This window comes from Bradyrhizobium sp. HKCCYLRH3099 (assembly GCF_051167855.1).
Taxonomy (GTDB): domain Bacteria; phylum Pseudomonadota; class Alphaproteobacteria; order Rhizobiales; family Xanthobacteraceae; genus Bradyrhizobium.
On the sequence record NZ_JBNPTW010000004.1, the window covers coordinates 265,591 to 286,387 of the forward strand.

Here is a 20,797-nt window from a genome sequence, read left to right on the forward strand (position 1 = left end):
GAGGGCTGACTGATGAGCACGCACGATGGAGTTTCGGCTGTTGCAGATGCGTCGGCTTGGAAGCCTGACCTCTGCATTTACCACGGCAGCTGCGATGACGGGTTTGGCGCGGCCTGGGCGATCTGGCGCCGTTGGGGCAACGAGATCGCCTATGTCCCTGGCGTTTATGGCAAGCCGTTGCCCGATGTCGAAGGCAAGAACGTGTTGTTTGTCGACTTCTCGGCCAAGCGGGCGGAGATCGACGCGATGGCTCACGTCGCCAAGTCGATCGTGATCATCGATCATCATAAGACCGCAGAGGAAGATCTTGCGCCTTTCAAGTTCATGCCCGGCGACGAGATGGACTACGCGGTGCGCGCAGAAGACATCCCCGGCCTGCTCGGCCTCAACGCGATGTCGGCCTGGCCGCCGGTCATCGCATGGTTCGATGTCTCTCGGTCGGGTGCTGTGATGGCGTGGGACTTCGCGCATCGCATCCCGCGCAACGATGCTCCGCCCGCCATGCTGGCGCTGATCCAGGACCGTGATCTCTGGCGCTTTTCCTTCGGCGACCGGACCAGGCAGTTTTCGGCGGCGCTTCGCACCTACCCGATGACTTTCGATGTCTGGGACAGGATTGCGGCTGATCCCGACGCGCTCGTGACGCAAGGCAGCGCGATCCTGCGTTCCCACAATGCCAACATCCAGAAATTCATCAAGGATACCTACTGGGATTATGTCGGCGGCTACTTGGTGCCCGTCGTCAACGTGCCGTACCACTACGCAAGCGACACTGCACATGCCCTCCTTGCGGCTTTCCCGGAGGCGCTGTTCACGGCGTGTTGGTTCCGTCGCGGCGATGGAAGGGTTCAGTGGTCGCTGCGATCCGAAGACGGTCGCATGGATGTCTCCGAGATTGCCAAGAGGCAAGGGGGCGGCGGACATCGCAATGCCGCAGGCTTTCAGGTCGCACCCGGCCGGGAGATCGCCTGATGTTCCTCGCGCCCGGCCATGCGCCGCTCAAATTCCATCCGATGGCGAACCTGTTTCCGATGTTGTCGGAGGCAGAGCTGGCGGCCCTTGCCGACGACATCAAGGCCAACGGCCAGGTCGAGACGGTGAAGCTCTATCAGGGCATGATCCTCGACGGCCGCAACCGCTACATGGCCTGCGGCCGCGCCAACCTCGGCGTCCGCGTCGAGCTGTTCACCGGCGACAACCGCGCCGCGCTCAACTACGTCTGCTCGAAGAACCTCAACCGGCGCCATCTCGCCGAGTACGACCGGCTGCGCATCGCGGCCAACATGCAGAAGCTGAAGCTCGGCGCCAACCAGCACAGTGCCGGCGGTCACGGATCCTCGCCTGCGCCAATTGGCCAAGGCGCGCTGCTGCCGGAGCTGGCGCCGGCTGCGCCCACTGATGCGCCGCTGTCGCAGACCGAGCGCGCCGAGCTGTTGAAGGTCTCTAAGCGCAGCCTGCAGCGCGCCGACATCGTCTATTCCGAGACGACGGCCGAGGAGGTGAAAGAGGCGTTCGAGGCCGGCATCATCGCCGTCTCGGTCGCCGCCGACATCGCGGCCAAGCCGATGCCGGAGCAGAAGGCGATCCTCGCCTCGCTGCCGCGCGACGACGAGGGCCGGCTGACGGCGGAGGCCAAGGCCGAGATCAAGAAGGCGCACAAGGAAGTGCGCGCCGAGGAGCAGGCCAGGAAGCGCGAGAAGCGCGCGGCGCGCGAGCGCGAGCTCGGGCAGCGCATCGCGACCTTGCCGGTGATCAAGGCCGGGCTGATCCTCTCGGACTTCGAGTGGCACTTCCAGGTGTATTCGGAGGCGACCGGCATGGACCGCCACGCCGCCAACCACTACCTCACCGCCGCCGAATGCGACACGCCGGAGGCGATCGTCGAGCGCCAGCGCGAGCGGATGCAGGTGGCCGCCGACAATTGCGTGCACTTCATGTGGGTGCCCGCCTGCATGGTTCATATCGGCCTGCGCGTGATGGAGCTGCAGGGTTTTGCCTATGTCACGCAGTTCGTCTGGGTGAAGCCCGGCATGGGCACCGGCTACTGGGTGCGCGACGCGCATGAGCTGCTGCTGATCGGCGTGCGCGGCAAGGTGCCGGCGCCGTCGCCGGGCACGCAATTCCGCAGCGTCATCGAAGGCCCGCGCGGCGAGCACTCCGAAAAGCCCGATGCGCAATACGAGATCTGCGAAGCCTATTTCCCGACCCTCCCCAAGATCGAACTCAACGCCCGCCGCGCCCGCCCGGGCTGGATGTCCTGGGGCAACGAGGCACCGGCCGCGGAGACGGTGAGCTCCCCTGCCCCTTGCGGGGAGGGGTCGGGGGTGGGGGTCGACACGGGCAGTGCCGATGAGGAGCAAGCCGCATGACCGAGCCGAACAAGGCGGGCGATCTGCGCATCATCGAAGAGCTCGAGATCATCCGCAGGCGCAATCGCAACGGCGACAACCCGAACCTCTGCCGCCCGCGCATGATCTTCGATTTCGAGACGAGCAAGGTGTGCCTGGAGCAAGCCGCATGAGCACGCACCGCTTCGGCGACTACGCCGTGCACGCCTGCCTTGCCGAATGCTGCGCGCCGAACCAGGCGCGCGCCGTCGAGGCCGAGCTGCTCCGCCGCCGCACCTTGCGCGAGGTCTACGACGCCACGCCGCCGCGCGACGGCCTGTGCGACTTCGATGCGCAGGGCATGGACATCATCGAGGGGAGGCGGATTTGACATCACCGGCCGACGAGCGATGGCTGCCGATCGAGACGCTTGAGGGCTGCATGGACACCCGCATCGTGCTGTGGAATCCGTGCGACGGCGTGCACACGCTGCCGTTCACTGCGCTCTCGGCAGACATCGATCGGATCAAGCGCGAAGGTGTCTTCACGCATTGGCGGCGACTCTCAGGTCCCAACGAGGATCTGGAGGCAAGGCAATCCCCTCAGCTCAATCCGTGGCAGCCGACGCGCCGGCCGATCGACCTGAAGCATCTCGGCAAGCTGGCGGAGGAGCTTAACGAATGCGGCAGCGCCGTCGCGCGCTGCATCATCCAGGGCATCGACGAGCGCGAGCCGGAGACGGGCAAGCTCAATCGCGATTGGCTCGAGGAGGAGATCGCCGACGTCACCGCGAACATCGCGCTGGCGACCGAGCATTTCAACCTCGACGACGAACGCATCTTCCGTCGTGTGAAGCGCAAGATGGACGGCCTGCGCACCTGGCACGCGATGCGCGCCGAGGGAGACGCATCATGAAGCAATCCCGCCTGATGTCCGCGATCGAAACGATCGCCTCGACCGCCACCGGCTTTGCGCTGTCGCTGCTGCTGCAATGGTTGGTGCTGCCGCTGCTGCTCGGCCATCCCGTGCCGTTCACGGTCAACCTCGCCTTTGCCGCCGTCATGACGGTCGCCTCGCTGGCGCGCCAATATTTGCTCCGGCGCATTTTCGAGGCGCTGCATATCCGCCGGCCGCTGTCGCCGTTCGTGCAGGCCGGCCTCGCCGAGCGCTTCCGCCAGATCGAGCAGGAAGGTTTTTCGACCGAGCATGACGACCGCTATCCGCCGGGCGAGCTCGGCCGCGCGGGCGCGATGTATGCGGCCTATGCCGGGACCAGCTCGACGACGCCGCCGCACGACTGGCCCTGGCCGCCCGAGTGGTGGAAGCCGCACGGCCGCCGCCGCGACCTGGTCCGCGCCTTCGCGCTGATCACAGCCGAGGGCGAGAAGTTCGATCGGGATCGCAAGCGCGGGAGGGGACTATGAGCTTCGTCGATTTGAGCCAGGTCGAGCAGATGCTCGGCCAGAGCCGGCAGGTGCTGCAGCCGCTGACGGCCGAGCCCGGCGCAAAGGGCGCGCAGGCGCGGATGGCGCTGGCGCTCGATCCCGCTTTCGTTCGCCAGCTTGCGGCCGAGGTCAACCGCCACACGGAGGGCGACGACATCGCCAATGCGCTGGCCGCGAGCTGCGCCAACATGATCGTGTCGCTGGTCTCCTCCGCCGGCGGCATCGAGGACGATCCGGACGCGCAGCACGTCCAGGCCATGCGCGTCATCGCCCGCATCGGCCGCATGATCGAGCGCCATTTCGACGACGGCGCGCCGGCGATCTTTGACGGCATGGTGACCTTGGCGGCGGGAGGGCGGGCGTGAGCTTCGAGGAGATCACCAAGCGCGACAGCGCCCCGCAGGATTCCGGCGTGCGCGTTTCATTCCGCAAGCGCCGCAGCGACGGCAAGCTGGTCTGCGTCGTCGGCCTGCGCGCCGGCTTCCTGAAGTCGAGCGGCTTCGGCGACGCGGCGGCGTATCGCCTCGGCGTCGGCCGAGATGAGGATGCCGGCACCATCGCGCTGTGGCCGGATGTATCGGGCCCGTTCATCGCGCGCAAGGCGCATGGCGCCCGGTGTCTCGATCTCGGTCATATCGCGACCCTGAGCATGGCCGTGCCATGCAAGGCTAGGGCTTGCCCCGTCGAGCTGCGCGACGGACGTGCCGTGATCACGCTGCCAGGCGCTGATGATGGCGTTGACGCTTCCGGCGACGTAGATGACGCAGACACTGCAGAGGCGGCACCCTCGCTGGCACCGGTCGCGGCGGACAGAGCACCCCCACCCCCGACCCCTCCCCGCAAGGGGGAGGGGAGCGCAGCGGCGTCTGTGGCCGACAAGCCGCGTCCTATCGTTCGCTCGCCCGCTGACATCGTCGAATTTCCCGATCTGACCGTCGACCTCGCTGACGGCCACGAGCGCATCATCCGCAACGGCGACAGCGTCGATGTCTCGCCGCGCGGCGCTCGCCTGGTGGTGGCGCTGGCCAAGGCGATGCCGAACTGCGTCGGTGATGATTTCCTGCTGAGCAAGCTCTGGGACAAGAAGCCGGCCGCCGGCAGCGCATCGCTCGACATGGTGATTGCCGATCTCAAGGGGCTGCAGAAGCTCGGCCTGGACATCCGGACACAGCGCGGCATCGGCCGTCAGTTGGTGGTGCGCGCATGAGCCGCAAATATCTCGTCGCCGATCTGTTCTGCGGTGCCGGCGGCTCGTCGACCGGTGCGGCGCGTGCGTTCGCGGCACTCGGCCTCGACATGGAGCTGGTGTGTCTCAATCACTGGCCGGTCGCGATCGATACGCATACCAAGAACCATCCGCAGGCCAGGCACTATTGCCAGGACATCGCGACGGTGCAGCCGCATCTCGTGGTGCCGGAAGGCTATCTGGATCTGCTGCTGGCCTCGCCGTCGTGCACGCATCACAGCGTCGCGCGCGGCGGGCGGCCGACCTCGGACCAGCAGCGCTCGGACCCCTGGCACTTGATCCCCTGGTTCACGCAGCTGCACGTCAGGCGCGCGCTTATCGAGAACGTCTGGGAGTTCACGAACTGGGGCCCGGTCGATCACGCGACCGGCAAGCCGATCAAGGATCGCAAGGGCGAGACCTTTCGCGCCTGGGTCGAGACCATCCGTGGCGTCGGCGCGACCTCGATCGAGTGGCACAAGCTCAACGCGGCCGACTACGGCAAGGACGCCACGACGCGCCAGCGCTTCATCATGAAGATCCGCTTCGACAGGATGCAGATCGGCTGGGCGCCGAAGACGCATGCGAAGCGGGATTCGAGCGAGGTCTCGGCCGGCGACAAGCTGCCGTGGAAGCCGGCGCGCGACATCATCGACTGGCGCATCAAGGGCCGCTCGATCTTCACCCGCAAGAAGCCGCTCGCGCCGAAGACGCTGCTGCGCATTCATGCAGGGATCGTCAAGTTCGGCTGGCCGGAGCCGTTCATCGTCGTGCTGCGCAACCACATGGCGGCGCAGGGCATCGACGCGCCGCTGCCGGCGGTGACCGCGGGCGGGACGCATCTGGGGCTGGCCGAGCCGGTGATCCTCAATCGTCACGGCGACAATGGCAGCGTGCGCGCGCACGATATCGGCGATCCCATGCCGACCAGCGATTGCCGCGGCGCCGGCTACCTGGTCGAGCCGTTCGTCATGGCCATCGGCTCGACCGGCGCGCCGCGGGCGGCCAACGATCCGCTGCCGATGATCACGACCGGCGGCGCCGGCTCCGACGACCAGGGATGCGCGCGGCCGATGCTGGTCGAGCCGTTCATGCTGTCGCGTCACGGCGATGGCGCGCCGCGCGCGGTCAGCGAGCCGACGCCGACGCAGGTCGCAAAACACAGCCATTGCCTGATCTCGCCCTATTACGGCTCGGGCTCCGGAGAGACATGCAAGAGCGCCGATGATCCGCTCGACACGGTGACCGCCAAGGCGCGCTTCGGCGTCGTGGTGCCGATCACCCACAGCGACGGCGCCAACCGCGCGCGCGACGTGGCCACCGATCCGCTGCCGACGATCACGACGGCGCATCGCGGTGAGCTGGCGTTCATCGCGGCGAGCTTCGGCGAGCGGCCGGGGCAGGCGCCACGCGTGCACGACATCGCCGATCCCGCGCCGACGATCTGCGCGCAGGGTCGCGTCGACCTCGTCGAGGGCACGCCGCAGTACGACATCCTGTTTCGGATGCTTGAGCCGCACGAGCTCGCGGCCGCGATGGGCTTCTCGACCGCCGACCAGGCCTATGAGTTCGCCGGCACCAAGACCGACCAGATCAAGCAGATCGGCAACGCCGTGCCTGTTGGCATGGCAGAAGCTGAGATCAAGGCGTTCATGGCCGATGAGGTCGATGTGCCGGAGCTGATGGAGGCTGCGGAATGAGCGCCGACACGCAGATCGATCTCGATGCGGAGATGGATGGCCGGGTCAAGCCCGGCCATGACGAGGCGGGGGAGGTTGCCGGTTGTGCCAATCCGGATGACGTCTTGGGGCGGGGAGATCCGGCCAGCGAAATCACCGACCCCGTCATCCGTGCGCTGTGTGCCGCGCATCGCGCGCGCAAGGTCTATCCGGCCGGGCACACCTTCGCGATGACCAATCCCGTCATCAATGGCCTCATGGTCACGATGGGGACGTGCAGCTGCGGCGACGTGTTTTCGTTTCCCTTCGCTGGCGGCTATCAGCGCATGGATGCGGCGGTCGAGGCGCATTGGCAGCGCTTCGATCATCTGCCCGGCAAGACTGACGGCCGGGGACAACCGATCGAGAGCAACGCGGAGGCGCCTGCGCCAAATGGCGGAGCCGTCGACGGCGCCGATGGTGGGCACGCCGTGCAAGAGCACGGCTTTGCCCACCCTGCGGACGAGGCGGACAGTATCCGGCGTAGCCTGTTGGCGGAGCCGGACGACGTCACCTTGGACTGGCCGTCCTACGATCAGTTCCTGGAGGACAAGATCGTCACCGCGCCGCTGCGCGGCATCGAGGTGGCGCGCGCGGAGATGCACGATTACCTCAAGCCGCATTGCAAGGACCTGGTCGTGTGGGGCCTGCGGCTCGGCTGCGCGGCGATCTTTGCGAGCTTTGGTCTGCACAAGACGGCGATGCAGCTGGAATGGTGCCGGCAGCTCACGCGCCACACCGGTCAGCCGTCGCTGATCGTGGTGCCGCTCGGCGTGCGCCACGGCTTCATCAAGGAGGCGCTCAATCTCGGCATGGACATCCGGTTCGTCCGCACCACGGCCGATGTCGATGACCTCTATTGCGAGGGTATCAGGCACTTCCTGACGAACTACGAGAGCATCCGCGAGGGCAAGCTCGATCCCAACATCTTCGAGGCGGTCAGCCTGGATGAGGCGAGTTGCTTGCGGAGCTACGGCTCCAAGACGTTCCAGGAATTCCTGCCGCTGTTCGCGAAAGTGCCGTTCAAGCTGGTGGCGACCGCGACGCCGTCCCCGAACCGCTACAAGGAGCTGATCCACTATGCCGGCTTCCTCGGCGTGATGGATACCGGGCTCGCGCTGACGCGCTGGTTCCAGCGTAACAGCGAGAAGGCGGGCGACCTCACGCTGTATCCGCATAAGGAATCAGAATTTTGGATGTGGGTGCACTCCTGGGCGGCGTTCCTGCAGAAGCCCTCAGAGCTCGGCTACTCCGACGAGGGCTATGAGCTGCCGCCGCTCGACCTGCGCTGGCACGAGGTGCCGGCGGATCATTCGCGCGCCGAGCCGGAGCGCGACGGGCAGGGCGTGCTGCTGCGCGACGTCGCGCGGTCGCTGAGCGAGGCCGCCAAGGCGCGGCGCGACAGTCTCGGCGCGCGGATCGCCAGGATGATGCAGATCATCGCTGAGGATCCGGAGGCGCATTTCCTGATCTGGCATGACCTCGAGGCCGAGCGCGAGGCGATCGAGCAGGCCCTGCCCGGGGTCGTCACCATCACCGGCTCGGGCATGTCCATCGACGAGCGCGAGATCCGGCTGGCGGATTTCGAGGAGGGGCGGACGAAGTATTTCGGGACGAAGCCGACGTTGAGCGGCTCCGGCTCCAACTTCCAGTATCACTGCCACCGCATGATCTTCGTGGCGCTGCCGGGCTTCGGCTTCAAGTTCAACGATTTCATCCAGGCGCTGCACCGGCTCTACCGCTTCGGCCAGCAGCGCCAGGTGATCGTCGACATCGTCTATGCCGAGGACGAGCGCGCCGGGCGCGCCGTGCTGGAGGAGAAATGGGCGCTGGATCTGGCGATGCGGGCACGGATGAGCGAGATCATCCGGGCGCACGGTCTCAACACCTTGCCGCTGCGCGACGCGCTGGCGCGCTCGATCGGCGTCGAGCGCGTCGAGATCCGGGGCAACGGCTGGGTCGCGGTCAACAATGACGCGGTCGTCGAATGCGCCAACTGGCCGGAGAACAGCGTCGACCAGATCATCACCTCGGTGCCGTTCGGCAACCAGTACGAATATTCCGCGAGCTATCGCGACTTCGGCCACACCGACGACTCCGCGCATTTCTGGGCGCAGATGGATCACCTCACGCCCAGCCTGCTGCGGATGCTGAAGCCCGGCCGGCTCGCCTGCATCCATGTCAAGGACCGCGTGCTGTTCGGCAGCGTCACTGGCGCCGGCGTGCCGACCGTCTCGCCGTTCCATGCCGAGGCGATCATGCACTACCGCGCCCACGGCTTCGACTATTGCGGGATGATCACTGTGATCACCGACGTCGTGCGCGAGAACAACCAGACCTATCGCCTGGGCTGGAGCGAGAACGCCAAGGACTCCACCAAGATGGGCGTCGGCATGCCGGAATATGTGCTGCTGCTGCGCAAGCCGCAGACCGACCGCTCGCGCTCCTATGCCGACGTGCCCGTGACCAAGCTCAACAAGGTGTGGGAGCAGGGCGTCTGCAATGACGAGACCGGCTATTCGCGGGCGCGCTGGCAGATCGACGCGCACGCCTTCTGGCGCTCCAGCGGCAACCGGCACCTGACGCCGGAGGAGTTTGCCGGCTGCGAGGCCGCCGATCACGCGCGTCTGTTCGCCAAGATCTCGGCCGAGCGGGTCTACGACTACGAGGCGCATGTGCGGATCGGCGAGACCCTGGAGCGGCAGGGGACGCTGCCGGCGACGTTCATGTCGATCGCACCGGGCAGCCACCATCCCGACGTCTGGCACGACGTCAACCGGATGCGCACGCTCAACATGATGCAGCAGAGGAAGGGGGCGGAGATGCACCTGTGTCTGGCGCGGGATTCGCGGGTCCTGACGCGCGAACGTGGCTATGTTTCGATCCAGGACGTCACGATCGGCGAGCATTGCCTGACCCACAAGGGGCGGTGGCGCCCGGTCCTGGCCGTCGCCAACACAGGCGTGCAGCCGGTCGTCACCGTGCGTGCACAGGGCGTTGCGGGATTGACGCTCACGCCCGATCACAAGCTCTGGGTGCGCAAATCGGATTGGGTTCGGCAGCGCGACGGCGCCGAGCGGGTGCAGCCAGACTGGATTGAGGCCCAGGCGTGCCTGGGGGGTTATGTCAATCAGAAGCTTCCCGATGCGGAGCAGCCTGAAAATCCTGATCTGCTGCATTGGTGGATCGTCGGTCGGTGGCTTGCTGACGGGCATTGGGAAGACCGCGGCGCGGCGATCATCTCGTGCGGCGCGCATGAGCTGAGCAGTCTCGTGGAGGCGCTCGCTGGACGTGCGGGCGGCCGGTATTGGACCGGAACGTCATGGCAGGTCCGCGTGCTCGATCCCGATGGGAGCCTCAAAGTGACCTTGAGGCAATGTGGCTCAGGCGCGGCGGGAAAGCATCTGCCGCCGGATGCATTCACGCTCCCCGCAGCTCAAGCAGGTGAGCTGGTCGAGGGCTATCTGTCGGGCGACGGTCATCGTCTTGATGGCCGCAAGCGTTGGCTTGTGACCGCCGTCAGTCGTGATCTGCTGCTTGGCCTGTCGCTGCTGGCGCAGCGTGCCTATGGCGCCATCGCGTCCGTCTATGAAGGGCGGCCGGAGCGGAATGCCGAAATTCAGGGTCGCGCCGTTCATTGCCGGCAGGAGTGGGTGCTCTGTTTCGATTTGCCGGAGGTGCGCCGCAAGACGCCGTTCGTTCTCGACGACGGCGCATGGAAGCGCGTGCGGAGCATCGAGGATGCCGGCGAGGCCGAGACGTGGTGCCTGCGGGTCGAAGAGGACGAGAGCTTCACGGCCGAGGGCTGCATCGTCAAGAACTGTCCGCTGCAGTTCGACATCGTCGACCGGCTGATCGAGCGCTACTCGAACCCGGGCGAGCTGGTGTTCGATCCGTTCGGCGGGCTGATGACCGTGCCCTATCGCGCGCTGCTCAAGCGCCGCCGCGGCGCCGCCACCGAGCTGTCGGCGGCCTACTACATGGACGGCGTGCACTACCTGCGCATGGCCGAGGAAGAGATGGCGACGCCGGACCTGTTCGCCCTGATGGGCGGCGCGGCGGTCGCGATGCCGGGAGAGGTGGGATGACGCGACAGCCGGATACGCTTCCAGAACGCATCGAGCTCAGCTTCGTCGGCGTTGATGCCTGGCAGTCGGTCGACGACGTGGCGCGGCGGCTGCAGGCCGGGCGCAGCAGCGTGGACAAGGCGCTGCGGCGCATGTGGGAGGCTGGGTTGCTATTCAGGCGACGCGACTGCGCCAGCCACGGGCTGGTCGTGCGCTACGCCGCGGCGCGGGACTATGACGACGTCAAGGATCTCGTGGTTGGCGCGCGGCGGGACAGCGCGATCGAGCAGCTGATCGCCGTGACGCGGCGCTTGCTGGCGGAGATCGAGGCCAACCGCGCGTTCGACGGAGCCCGGCCGTGAGCCGCCGCCGACCGAAGCACGTGTTGATCGACCAGCTCGCCGTCAACCTGCGCAAGCCGTCCGCGCGGCCGCTGGTCGAGCCGGCGGAGGCGGTCGCGATCGCGCTGTCGATGGGCCAGCCGGGCCCGGCGCGGCTGATCAGCCCGGACGGGCCGCTGGTGCGACTGATCCTGCTGTCGATCCGGCTCGCCGGCTACTCGATCGAACCGACGGCGAAGGAGCGGTCATGAGCGAGCGCGTCGTCATTGAAATGCCCGGCCATCCGCCGCTCGAAACGACGCTGGACGGCATCAAGCGTGCCACTGCCGTAGCGGAGCTTGAGGGAACGCTGGCGCGAGCCAAGCGCCGATCGCGGCGGCAGCTCGACGCGTCGATGGCTGATGCGACCGACTTGGCGCGCGCGGCTGCGGACGCCGGGATCATGAGCCGCGAAGGTGCCGAGAACATTGCAGAGATCTCTCGCGCCGTGCGCGCGAAATACGGGAGCGGGGCTATGGCGAGCAACACTGGAATCGACGGCGAGACCGATGCGCCTTCGACGCGATTTGCGGTCGATCAGTTGAAATCGATCATCGAGCGTATTGAGCGGCTGGAGGAGGAGAAGAAGGAGAAGGCCGACGACATCAAGGATGTCTATGCCGAAGCCAAGAGCAACGGCTTGGAGACCAAGGCGCTGCGCCGCATCGTCCGCCTGCGCCGGCTGGATGGCCCGCAGAAGGCCGCGCACGAGGAGGTCGAGAGCATCCTCGAGACCTACATGCAGGCGCTGGGGATGCTGTGATGGACTTGGGGCCGCGGCTGATCGAGATCGTCAATCTGATCGAGGTGCATCGCCTGCCGTTGCAGGACGAGAAGGCGACGCAGGCGGAGCTTGCGCGCGTGCTCGATGGTGCTGACGAGCTGCATCAGCGCGAGGTGCGGCTCTCGGCCGCCGACATCGTCGATTTCATGCTGCCCTTGGTCGCGGATCAATATGCCGGCGGCATCGCGATCGAGCTGAAGATCAAGGGCCAGCGCCGCGCGATCTACCGGCAGTTGGAACGCTATTGCGCGCATGAGGATGTCGCGGCGCTGATCCTGGCCACCAACGTGCCGATGGGCCTGCCGGACCAGATCAACGGCAAGCCTGTGATGCTGGCGAGGCTGGGGAGGGCGTGGCTGTGAGCGACATTCTCCATTCGTCATGCCCGGGCTTTCCGCGCGACGCGCAAGCGTCGTCGCGAGACCGGGCATCCATCCACCTTCGCAAGGCGATGGATCGCCGGGTCAAGCCCGGCGATGACGAGGGGAGTGTGTGAGATGACGCAATCCCTCACCTCCGATACCGACGACTTCCTCGCCGCCGTCGAACGGCTCGCCTGGCGGGACGATCAGGCGCCGCAGACTTATGGCGCGTTGACCTATCACGCGGCGACGCGCTGCTGGGTCATCACCGAACTGTCGCCGCAGGTGGCGATCCGCGCCAAGCGCATCTTTCCGCGCATCTCGACCACGCAGGTCGGCTCGTTCACCTTCGGCGACAATGACGAGACGAGGCTCGACCTCGAATGGTTCATCGAGCGCTATCCGCTCGCGGTGTCGGCTGATGACCGCGCCCGCCTCGCCGAGGGGCGGCAGCGTTTCAAGCGTCTCAGGCTCGACGTCGCCGATCTGATGCGGCGGGATTGGCAGCCCTCGACATCGGCGCCGCGGCTGCGCGACGGCTGGACGTTGCGGCCCAACCAGGCGCGCGCGGCCGAGATGGCGCGGCGCACCGGGCGGCTCCTGATCGCCGACGATGTCGGGCTCGGCAAGACGCTCGGCGCGCTGGCCGCGATCATGGATCCGCAGTTCCTTCCCGCGGCCGTGATCTGCGAAGCACACGTCTCCAACCAATGGGTGCGCGACTTCATCGCCAAATTCACGACGCTGACCGCGCACGAGATCCTGCGCACCACGCCCTATGATCTGCCGGAGCGCGACGTCTACGTGTTCCGCTATTCCAATTGCGGCGGCTGGGTCGATATCGCCGCGACCGGGCGCTTCCGCTCGGTGATCTTCGACGAGTGCCAGAACCTGCGCCACGGTATCGGCACCGACAAGGGTCGGGCGTCGGCCGTGTTCGCGCGCCATGCCGGCGGCTTGCGCATCGGGCTCTCGGCGACGCCGATTTTCGGCTATGGCGGCGAGATCTTCAACATCCTGGATATCATCGATCCCGGCTGCCTCGGCACGCGCGAGGAGTTCGTGCGCGAATGGTGCTCGACGGCGGAGGACAAGAAGCTCGTCGTCGACAATCCCGCCGCGCTCGGCGAGCATCTGCGCGATCTCAACATCATGCTGCGCGAGGTCGGCGCCGGGCCGCCGCCGAACCGCATCGTGCACGATCTGCCCTATGACGACGAGGCGGCCGCCGCGGACGAGGCGTTCGGGCGGATGCTGGCGCAGCGGGTGATGACCGGCAGCTTCACCGAGCGCGGCCAGGCCGCGCGCGAGCTCGACATGTGGGCGCGGCGCGTCACCGGGGTTGCGAAGGCGCGCTACGTCGCGGCCTACGTCAAGATCCTGCTTGAGGCGAAGACTCCGGTCATCCTCGGCGGCTGGCATCGCGACTGCTATGATATCTGGCTCAAGGAGTTGGCGGCCTACAAGCCCGTGCTCTACACGGGCTCGGAGAGCGCGACGCAGAAGGACGCCGCGCGGCGCGCCTTCGTCGACGGCGAGACCGACTGCATCATCATGTCCTTGCGCTCCGGCGCCGGCCTCGACGGGCTGCAGCACCGCTGCTCGACCGTGGTGCATGGCGAGCTCGATTGGTCGCGCGAGGTGCACAAGCAGCTCGCCGGGCGGCTGCGCCCGCATGCGCGCACCGATCCGATCACCGAGATCTATCTGGTCGCCAACGGCGGCTCGGATCCGCTGATCGCGGCCGTGCAGGGCCTGAAGGCCAGCCAGGCGCACAGCATCATCAATCCCGGCGCCGAGCTGCAGCAGGTGCATTCCGACGACAGCCGCATCCAGGCGCTGGCGAAACTCTATCTCGACAAGGGGGCAGCATGACGACGCTCAACAAGGGTGTGTGGACGCGGCAGGACATGGGGATCGCCGCATCGCTGTGGCAGGACCGCGTGGTCGATCGGCACGGCGAGGATGCGCCTGGTCATGTCAAGGCCGCCGTCTACAAGGCGATTGCCGTCAGGCTCAACCGCGCCGAGACCGCCGTGCGCCAGCGCATGGCGTCGCTCGGTCCGAGCTTCGGCCTCAACACGCGCATGCTGAAGGAAGCGCCGAACGCCGCCGAGATCGAGCGCAGCGCGCGCGAGCGGGCGGCGCGGCAGATGTCGCTGACGGCGTCCGTGTTCGGCGATCCGCCGCCCGGCTACTCCGCGCTCGACCGGCGCGGGCGGGATGCGCGCTGATGCGGGCAGGGGCGACGGCGATGAGGCGTTCTTCCGGCAATACGCGCTGGCGCTACGCCTGTGGTGCCGCCGCTTCAACACGGCCGACATCGCGAAGGCCCTCGGCGTCGCCGAGCCGGTCGTGTGCCGCTGGATCTGGCACTGGCGCGAGCTGAGCCGCAGCGAGACCTCTCCCGACGCTGCCAGCCTGCCAGCGCCACACAACACAGTCGATGCGTGAACAGCGTCTTTGGGCCCGTTGTGCCCGCAATGTCCGATATCCACAGGTGAGAACGTGAGCCACCCTCGATTGTCCATCATTCCCGCGGGCGCGATCTTCGATCGCTCGCTGGAGCCGCGCGACCTGCACATGCTGGCGCTGCTCGGCTCGCACACCGACAAGGCGGGGTGGTGCCGGCGCAGCCAGGTGCGCATGGCGAAGCAGCTGAATTGCGGGCGCGCCTCGATCCAGCGCTCGCTGGAGCGCCTTTGCGAGGCCGGCTGGGTCGAGAAGAAGCGGCCGCCATGGATGAGCGAGGCCGGCCAGCCCTCGGCGAGCTACATGTATCGCGTGGTGCTCGACCGCGACGACGATGTGTCAGCCGCGGATGACAGTGACGACGAGGCTGCCGAGAGCCATGCAGAAACTGCAAGTGAGGAGGGGGGGTGCCCACCGGTGGGCACCCCTGCCCAGCCAGACGGGCACCCGGGTGCCCAGCCATGCGTGGGCACGGGTGCCCACACATGCGTGGGCACCAAGAACGATCCCTTAGAACGACCCCTGATTGAACGTGAGAGAGAGGCGCGCGCGCGGGATCGCAATGCAAGGTTCCTCACAGCGTTCGAGGCGAGGTGGCCGACCGCGGCGGCGGATGATCGCCAGCGCACGGCCTACGCGGCCGAGGCGCTGAGCGAGGCGGAGCAGGAGGCGGCGCTTGCGGGCATCGGTCCGTTCATGGCGTACCTCGAACGGCTGAAGCGCAAGGGCGTTCCGGCCGGCTGGCGCTACCTCGAGGAAAAACGCTGGACCCTGCTGGAGACGGCCGATGCGAAAGCGGCGCTGGCGCCGGAGCGCTACGAGCGCGACAGCGTCGAGGCGAAGGCGATCGAGGCGTTGCACGAGCTCGCCAACTGCACCGAGCTGTTTCGCAAGGCCTACTGCAAGGACGGCGCGGTGTTCTACCGCAAGCACCCCGTCACGCCGCAGCTCGCCGCACTCGCCGCGCTGCCGCCGGCGGAGGCGTGGGTGATCCTCGACCGATCAGGCGCGGGCGCCTGGGAAGGCCTGCTGCGCAACTACTTCCCCGACGGCGTCATCCGCCGCCGCTTCCGCGAGGGCATGCGCGCGCCCTGGCCGTTCCCGCCGTCGGCGACGGGCAAGATCTACACCGCATCCGGCCCGCCGCAGGCCGCGATGAGTGAGCAGGACGCGGCGGATTTCACGTGAGGCAGGAGCAGGGAAGATGCTGGCGATGAGCAAGGGCAATCTGGGCGACGTGCGTGTGGAGATCGGCAAGGGGCTTATCGTCGGCTATGTCGATCCTGTCGATCCGCGGATGGCCGATATGGCGCCGGGGCTCGCGGCGACGTGGCACCTGATCGAGACCTATCCCAACGAGGAGCGCACGGTCGCGGCGCATCTCGTTGCGCGCCGGTTCGGGATTTATGTCCCGGAGATGGAGCAGACGATCGTCCGGCGCGGGCGCAAGGTCGAGGTCACCAGGCTGATGTTCACCAGCCTGATCTTCGTATTCGTGTGGGGCATCGAGCGGCACTGGAAGCGCATCATGAGCGTGCCCGGCGTCGCCCGCATCCGCACCATCACTGCGGCAAACGACCAGATCATTCCGCTCACCGTACCCGATCACGTCATCGACAGGATCAGGGTCTGTGAGAACCACGAGCGGCCGATCAGCGAGGACGCGCTGCAGCGGGCGATCTACGGCGATGGCAAGAAGGGCCGGAACCACAGGGGCCGGCGTCCCAGGCTGCGGCATGAGAAACTCGTGTGGCGCACCTGGGACGCGTTCCAGGACGGGATCAACAGTGTTGACTCCGAGACACGGAATCAGACACTCATGGCCGCGCTGAGCCTCCCGTCGCAGCAGCCGCTTGTCAGTAGCGTGGTCTCCGGGGTGGCGGACTGAAGCGAAAAGCGCGCTTCATCAATCTCGTATTGTGCCCTGAAAGCCCCGGCATCGCCCGGGGCTTTTGCATGTCGAGGGCATGGGCCGTATCCGCAAGCTCACTCCCCTGGTGCCGAGGTCGGATGGCCGCACCGTGCAGCCGCCGCCGAAGCGGGCGGATCCGGCGCTGCTGACGCCACAGCACAAGGCATGGGCCGAGCGCGTGTGTAGCCGGGCGGGCTGGCGCTGCGAGAAGATCGAGAACGGCCAGCGCTGCGAACGCTCCCGCGCCACTGGCCATCGCATGGTCGCCGACCACATCATCGAGCGCGCCGACGGCGGCGCCCTCTACGACGATGCCAACGGCCAATGCCTCTGCGTCTCCCACAACACATCGAAGGGCCTGGCCGCCCGCGCCGCCCGCCGCTGACGGGGTAGGGGGTTAAAATCCCTAAACCCCACCTCGATCCGACCGCACGTTTCCTCATTCAGGGATTTTTTTCTTCGTGGCTGAAGTTTTTGACCTGTTTGGCGATCCGGTGCCGGCGAACTGGGGCGAGCGAGGGCGGCCCGAGCATATCGCTACGCAGAAAAACCGGAATCTCGTCAGCATGTTAGTTGCGCTCGGGTGGAGCAACGCGCGGGTCGCGGCGGCGCTGTTCATCACGGTGCCGACGCTGCGGAAGCATTATTTTTCCGAGCTGCGTTTCCGGGATGTCGCGCGCGACCGGCTGGTCGCCGGCCTCATGATGAAGACCTGGGAGCAGGTGCAGGAAGGCAACGTCGGCGCCATCAAGCAATTCGTGGCGATGCTCGATCGCAACGACCTGATGCTGTACGGCCATGCCGCCCAGCCGTCGACCGGCAAGCCGGCCAAGCAGGCCAAGCCGCCGAAGCTCGGCAAGAAGGAAGCGGCGATCGCTGCCGCGCAGAACCCCGATCGCGGATCGGCGCTCGGTGACCTCATCGCGCAGCGCCAAGGTAGCGGCCGTCCGAACTGATGTGGGACCTCAGCTGCGTCGACTGGGCGGACCGCCTGCGCGACGGCCGCTCGCTGGTCCCGGACCTGCCGCTGATCGACAGCGAGGCCGAGATGGGCCTCGCGATCTTCGACGAGCTGCAGCTGCCGGACGTGCCCGGCACGCCGCGGCTCGGCGAGGCGGCCGGTCCGTGGTTTCGCGACATCGTGCGCGCCGCGTTCGGATCCTGGGACCCGGCCGCGCAGGTCCGCTACATCAGAGACATCCTGGCGCTCGCGCCGAAGGGATCGTCGAAGACCTCCTACGGTGCCGGCCTCGCGCTGACCCTGATGCTGATGAACAAGCGCCCGCGTGCCGAGGGCGTCTTCATCGGCCCGACGCAGTCCATCTCCGACCGCGCCTATGAGCAGGCGGTCGGCATGATCAATCTGTCGCCCGTGCTGAAAAGCCGGTTCGCCGCCAAGGAGCATCTCAAGACCATCGTCGACCTGTCGAACGACGCCGAGATGCGGGTCAAGACCTTCGACCTCAACATCCTGACCGGCGGCATCCTGATCTTCGCCCTGCTCGACGAGCTCCATCTGCTCGGTCGCAACGTCCACACCACCAAGGTGCTGCGCCAGGTTCGCGGCGGTCTCGACAAGACGCCCGAAGGCCTGTTCCTGATGACGACGACGCAGTCCGACGATGCGCCCGCCGGCGCGTTCAAGGACGAGCTGATGATGGCCCGCAAGATCCGCGACGGCCATTATCGCGGCAAGACGATCCGCGCGCTGCTGCCGGTGCTGCACGAGTTTCCGGACGACGTCGCGAAGAACCCGGCCAAGTGGCAGGACCCTGCGAACTGGCACATGGTGATGCCGAACCTCGGCCGCTCGGTGCACCTGTCGACGCTGATCCCGGACTGGGAGACCGAGAAGGCCAAGGGCGAGAAGGCGATCCGGATCTGGGCCTCGCAACATCTCAACATCGAGATCGGCATCGGGTTGAAGACCGATGCCTGGGCCGGCGCCGAGTTCTGGGCCGGTTCGGAAGACGAGGCGATCACCTTCGAGTATCTCCTCGAGGTCTGCGACGTGATCGTCGCCGGCCTCGACGGCGGCGGCCTCGACGACCTCTACGGCGGCGCGTTTCTCGGCCGCCACAAGGTGACGAAGGAATGGCTCGCCTGGTCGCGCGCCTGGGCGCACGGCAGCGTGCTGGAGCGGCGTCAGTCGATCGCCTCGCGGCTGCTCGACTTCAAGGCCGCCGGCGAGCTGACGATCTGCGAGCATGCCGGCGAGGACGTCGCCGACATCGTCGAGCTGATCAGGATCGTCAGGGATCGCGGCCTGCTCGGCGGCGTTTCGGTCGATCCGGCAGGCCTCGGCGAGATGGTCGAGGCGCTGGCGCTGATCGACATCACGGTCGAGAACGGTCTGCTGGTCGGCGCGCCCCAGGGCTTCGGCATGATGACGTCGATCAAGACCGCCGAGCGACGCCTCGAGAACGGCTGCGTGCCGGAAGCGCAGCGCAAGAGCGACCTGTCGATGCGCCACGCGCGCTCGGCGCTGATGGATTGGTGCGTGGGCAACGTCAAGATCGAGCCGACCGCGACCGCGATCCGCGCCACCAAGCAGAATGCCGGCGACGCCAAGATCGACCCCTGGGCGGCGCTGATGAACGCGGTGGCGCTGATGGTGCGCAATCCCGAGCCGCAAGGCTCCGTCTACGACAAGCGCGATCTGATCGTGATCGACCTGAGTTGAGGGGCGCATGAGCAAGCGATCACGTCGACGCCAGAAGCATCTTGCGCCCGCGCGGAACGCCGACACGACGTCGGACGCGCTGTTGTGGGGCAACAATCTGTGGTCGACGCCGTCGGTCACGGGGATCGACATCAACCAGGCCACGGCGCTGAACGCGTCGGCGGTCATGGCCTGCGTCACCATGCTGGCGGAGGATGTCGCGAAGCTGCCGTGGACCGTGATGCGCCATTCCGGCGCGATGGGCCGGACCGAGGCCAAGGACCATTGGCTGTACGAAAAGCTGATGGAGCCGAACGATTGGCAGAACGGCTTCGAGTTCAAGGAGCAGCTGCAGGTCGGCCTCATCCTGCGCGGCAACGCCTATGCGGTGAAGATCCGCGACGGCCGCGGCCGTATCATCAAGTTCGTTCCGGTCAATCCGGACTGGGTAGCGCTGTGGGAGGCGCCGGACGGCAACCTGTATTATCGCGTCACGCCGTCAGGCCTGCACATGATGGCCGAGCTGCGCGATCAGCCGTTCCTGATCCCGTTCGCCGGCATGCTCCATATCCGCGGCTTCTCGGTCAACGGCCTGCTCGGCGCCTCCCGCATCATGCTGGCGCGCGAGGCGATCGCGCTCGGCCTGGCGCAGGAGCAGCAGGCGGCGCGCTGGATGGGGCAGGCGGCCAAGCCGTCCGGCATGTTCACGACCGACCAGAAGCTGGCGGACACGACCGCGACGCGCCTCAAGGACCAACTGAAGGGCGCGTTCACCGGTCTGGCTAATTCCGGCAAGATCATCCTCGGCGAGCAGGGCCTGAAATTCGAGAAGTTCGGCATGACCTCGGGCGATCTCGAGTTCATCGCCTCGCGCAAGTTCCAGATCGAGGAGATCGCGCGCATCTTCCGGATTCCGATGCACATGCTGGCGGCGCTGGAGCGATCGACCAACAACAACATCGCCCAGCAGGCACAGGAATACATCAACTTCACGCTGACCGGGTACACCGACCGTTGGCGCGCCAAATTCTCCTCGGACTTCGGCCTGTGGCGCGACGATCTGTCGATCGAGTTCGACTATCGCGAGCTCACGACCGCCGACATGACCACGCGCGTCAACAATTGGCGCACGATGATCATGTCGATGATGGCCAAGCCCGACGAGGCGCGCCTCGATCTCGGTCTTGTGCCGGAAGGCGGCGATGCAGCCAAGCTGCATTATCCGCAGAACATGGACACGCAGGGCAGCCAGTCGACGGGCTCGGGCGAAGGCGGCCGGCCCAAGGCGGACGAGCCGACGCCGGCGCGCATCGCGGCGCGATCGCAGCCGATGGCGTTGCCGAAGCCTGCGCGGCGGGTCGCGCCGGCCGATTATGACATGGTCGCCGCGGCCGCGCTTGCCAAGCAGATCCGCGACACCGCCTGCTGGCGCAGCCTCTAGGG

General features: G+C 66.9%; 23 protein-coding genes. All 23 read left to right on the forward strand.

The features are described 5' to 3' along the window. Positions 1 to 12 precede the first annotated feature (12 nt). The 23 genes from ACQR1Y_RS12005 to ACQR1Y_RS12115 all read left to right on the forward strand — a co-directional run bounded on the left by ACQR1Y_RS12005 (position 13) and on the right by ACQR1Y_RS12115 (position 20,795). Positions 13 to 972 (forward strand): hypothetical protein, encoded by a 960-nt coding sequence (locus ACQR1Y_RS12005; protein WP_434877360.1) that lies wholly within the window; start codon positions 13 to 15, stop codon positions 970 to 972. Next, positions 972 to 2,369: an MT-A70 family methyltransferase gene (locus ACQR1Y_RS12010; RefSeq protein ID WP_434877361.1), complete on the forward strand. Its 1,398-nt coding sequence runs from the start codon at positions 972 to 974 to the stop codon at positions 2,367 to 2,369. Before ACQR1Y_RS12005 ends, ACQR1Y_RS12010 begins: the two co-directional genes overlap by 1 nt. Beyond that, positions 2,366 to 2,521: a hypothetical protein gene (locus ACQR1Y_RS12015; RefSeq protein WP_434877362.1), complete on the forward strand. Its 156-nt coding sequence runs from the start codon at positions 2,366 to 2,368 to the stop codon at positions 2,519 to 2,521. Before ACQR1Y_RS12010 ends, ACQR1Y_RS12015 begins: the two co-directional genes overlap by 4 nt. Next, positions 2,518 to 2,718: a hypothetical protein gene (locus ACQR1Y_RS12020; protein WP_434877363.1), complete on the forward strand. Its 201-nt coding sequence runs from the start codon at positions 2,518 to 2,520 to the stop codon at positions 2,716 to 2,718. Before ACQR1Y_RS12015 ends, ACQR1Y_RS12020 begins: the two co-directional genes overlap by 4 nt. Continuing rightward, on the forward strand, positions 2,715 to 3,242 hold the full coding sequence (locus ACQR1Y_RS12025) for a hypothetical protein (protein ID WP_434877364.1): 528 nt from the start codon (positions 2,715 to 2,717) through the stop codon (positions 3,240 to 3,242). The genes ACQR1Y_RS12020 and ACQR1Y_RS12025 overlap by 4 nt, the downstream gene beginning before the upstream one ends. Further along, positions 3,239 to 3,751 (forward strand): DUF7220 family protein, encoded by a 513-nt coding sequence (locus tag ACQR1Y_RS12030; RefSeq protein WP_434877365.1) that lies wholly within the window; start codon positions 3,239 to 3,241, stop codon positions 3,749 to 3,751. Before ACQR1Y_RS12025 ends, ACQR1Y_RS12030 begins: the two co-directional genes overlap by 4 nt. Then, positions 3,748 to 4,137: a hypothetical protein gene (locus tag ACQR1Y_RS12035; RefSeq protein ID WP_434877366.1), complete on the forward strand. Its 390-nt coding sequence runs from the start codon at positions 3,748 to 3,750 to the stop codon at positions 4,135 to 4,137. Before ACQR1Y_RS12030 ends, ACQR1Y_RS12035 begins: the two co-directional genes overlap by 4 nt. Continuing rightward, a complete protein-coding gene (locus ACQR1Y_RS12040) occupies positions 4,134 to 4,979 on the forward strand; it encodes a hypothetical protein (protein ID WP_434877367.1) in 846 nt (281 codons plus the stop codon). The genes ACQR1Y_RS12035 and ACQR1Y_RS12040 overlap by 4 nt, the downstream gene beginning before the upstream one ends. Continuing rightward, positions 4,976 to 6,697, forward strand: coding sequence for a DNA cytosine methyltransferase (locus ACQR1Y_RS12045; RefSeq protein ID WP_434877368.1), 1,722 nt, complete (start codon positions 4,976 to 4,978; stop codon positions 6,695 to 6,697). Before ACQR1Y_RS12040 ends, ACQR1Y_RS12045 begins: the two co-directional genes overlap by 4 nt. Continuing rightward, positions 6,694 to 10,803, forward strand: a complete 4,110-nt coding sequence (locus tag ACQR1Y_RS12050) for a hypothetical protein (protein ID WP_434877369.1) — start codon at positions 6,694 to 6,696, stop codon at positions 10,801 to 10,803. The genes ACQR1Y_RS12045 and ACQR1Y_RS12050 overlap by 4 nt, the downstream gene beginning before the upstream one ends. After that, on the forward strand, positions 10,800 to 11,144 hold the full coding sequence (locus tag ACQR1Y_RS12055) for a hypothetical protein (protein ID WP_434877370.1): 345 nt from the start codon (positions 10,800 to 10,802) through the stop codon (positions 11,142 to 11,144). Before ACQR1Y_RS12050 ends, ACQR1Y_RS12055 begins: the two co-directional genes overlap by 4 nt. After that, positions 11,141 to 11,374: a hypothetical protein gene (locus ACQR1Y_RS12060; RefSeq protein ID WP_434877371.1), complete on the forward strand. Its 234-nt coding sequence runs from the start codon at positions 11,141 to 11,143 to the stop codon at positions 11,372 to 11,374. The genes ACQR1Y_RS12055 and ACQR1Y_RS12060 overlap by 4 nt, the downstream gene beginning before the upstream one ends. Positions 11,375 to 11,637: 263 nt before the next feature. Continuing rightward, positions 11,638 to 11,925 carry a GapR family DNA-binding domain-containing protein gene (locus ACQR1Y_RS12065; RefSeq protein WP_434877470.1) on the forward strand — a complete coding sequence of 96 codons (288 nt, stop codon included), beginning with the start codon at positions 11,638 to 11,640 and terminating at the stop codon, positions 11,923 to 11,925. Next, the gene (locus tag ACQR1Y_RS12070; protein WP_434877372.1) at positions 11,925 to 12,308 is read left to right on the forward strand and encodes a hypothetical protein; all 384 of its coding nucleotides are present in this window, start codon (positions 11,925 to 11,927) and stop codon (positions 12,306 to 12,308) included. Before ACQR1Y_RS12065 ends, ACQR1Y_RS12070 begins: the two co-directional genes overlap by 1 nt. Positions 12,309 to 12,443: 135 nt before the next feature. Beyond that, positions 12,444 to 14,183, forward strand: a complete 1,740-nt coding sequence (locus ACQR1Y_RS12075) for an SNF2-related protein (RefSeq protein ID WP_434877373.1) — start codon at positions 12,444 to 12,446, stop codon at positions 14,181 to 14,183. Then, entirely contained in the window at positions 14,180 to 14,542 is a 363-nt protein-coding gene (locus ACQR1Y_RS12080; RefSeq protein WP_434877374.1) for a hypothetical protein, read from the forward strand. The genes ACQR1Y_RS12075 and ACQR1Y_RS12080 overlap by 4 nt, the downstream gene beginning before the upstream one ends. Then, on the forward strand, positions 14,532 to 14,762 hold the full coding sequence (locus ACQR1Y_RS12085) for a helix-turn-helix domain-containing protein (RefSeq protein ID WP_434877375.1): 231 nt from the start codon (positions 14,532 to 14,534) through the stop codon (positions 14,760 to 14,762). Before ACQR1Y_RS12080 ends, ACQR1Y_RS12085 begins: the two co-directional genes overlap by 11 nt. Before the next feature lie 69 nt (positions 14,763 to 14,831). Then, a complete protein-coding gene (locus tag ACQR1Y_RS12090) occupies positions 14,832 to 15,968 on the forward strand; it encodes a helix-turn-helix domain-containing protein (RefSeq protein WP_434877376.1) in 1,137 nt (378 codons plus the stop codon). Positions 15,969 to 15,984: 16 nt separating this feature from the next. Beyond that, positions 15,985 to 16,668 (forward strand): transcription termination/antitermination protein NusG, encoded by a 684-nt coding sequence (nusG, locus tag ACQR1Y_RS12095; protein WP_434877377.1) that lies wholly within the window; start codon positions 15,985 to 15,987, stop codon positions 16,666 to 16,668. A gap of 79 nt (positions 16,669 to 16,747) precedes the next feature. Beyond that, a complete protein-coding gene (locus tag ACQR1Y_RS12100) occupies positions 16,748 to 17,077 on the forward strand; it encodes an HNH endonuclease (protein WP_434877378.1) in 330 nt (109 codons plus the stop codon). Between the two features lie 76 nt (positions 17,078 to 17,153). After that, on the forward strand, positions 17,154 to 17,648 hold the full coding sequence (locus ACQR1Y_RS12105) for a hypothetical protein (RefSeq protein WP_434877379.1): 495 nt from the start codon (positions 17,154 to 17,156) through the stop codon (positions 17,646 to 17,648). Next, entirely contained in the window at positions 17,648 to 19,375 is a 1,728-nt protein-coding gene (locus tag ACQR1Y_RS12110; RefSeq protein WP_434877380.1) for a terminase large subunit, read from the forward strand. The genes ACQR1Y_RS12105 and ACQR1Y_RS12110 overlap by 1 nt, the downstream gene beginning before the upstream one ends. 7 nt (positions 19,376 to 19,382) lie before the next feature. Beyond that, positions 19,383 to 20,795, forward strand: coding sequence for a phage portal protein (locus tag ACQR1Y_RS12115; RefSeq protein WP_434877381.1), 1,413 nt, complete (start codon positions 19,383 to 19,385; stop codon positions 20,793 to 20,795). The last annotated feature ends 2 nt before the right edge of the window (positions 20,796 to 20,797 follow it).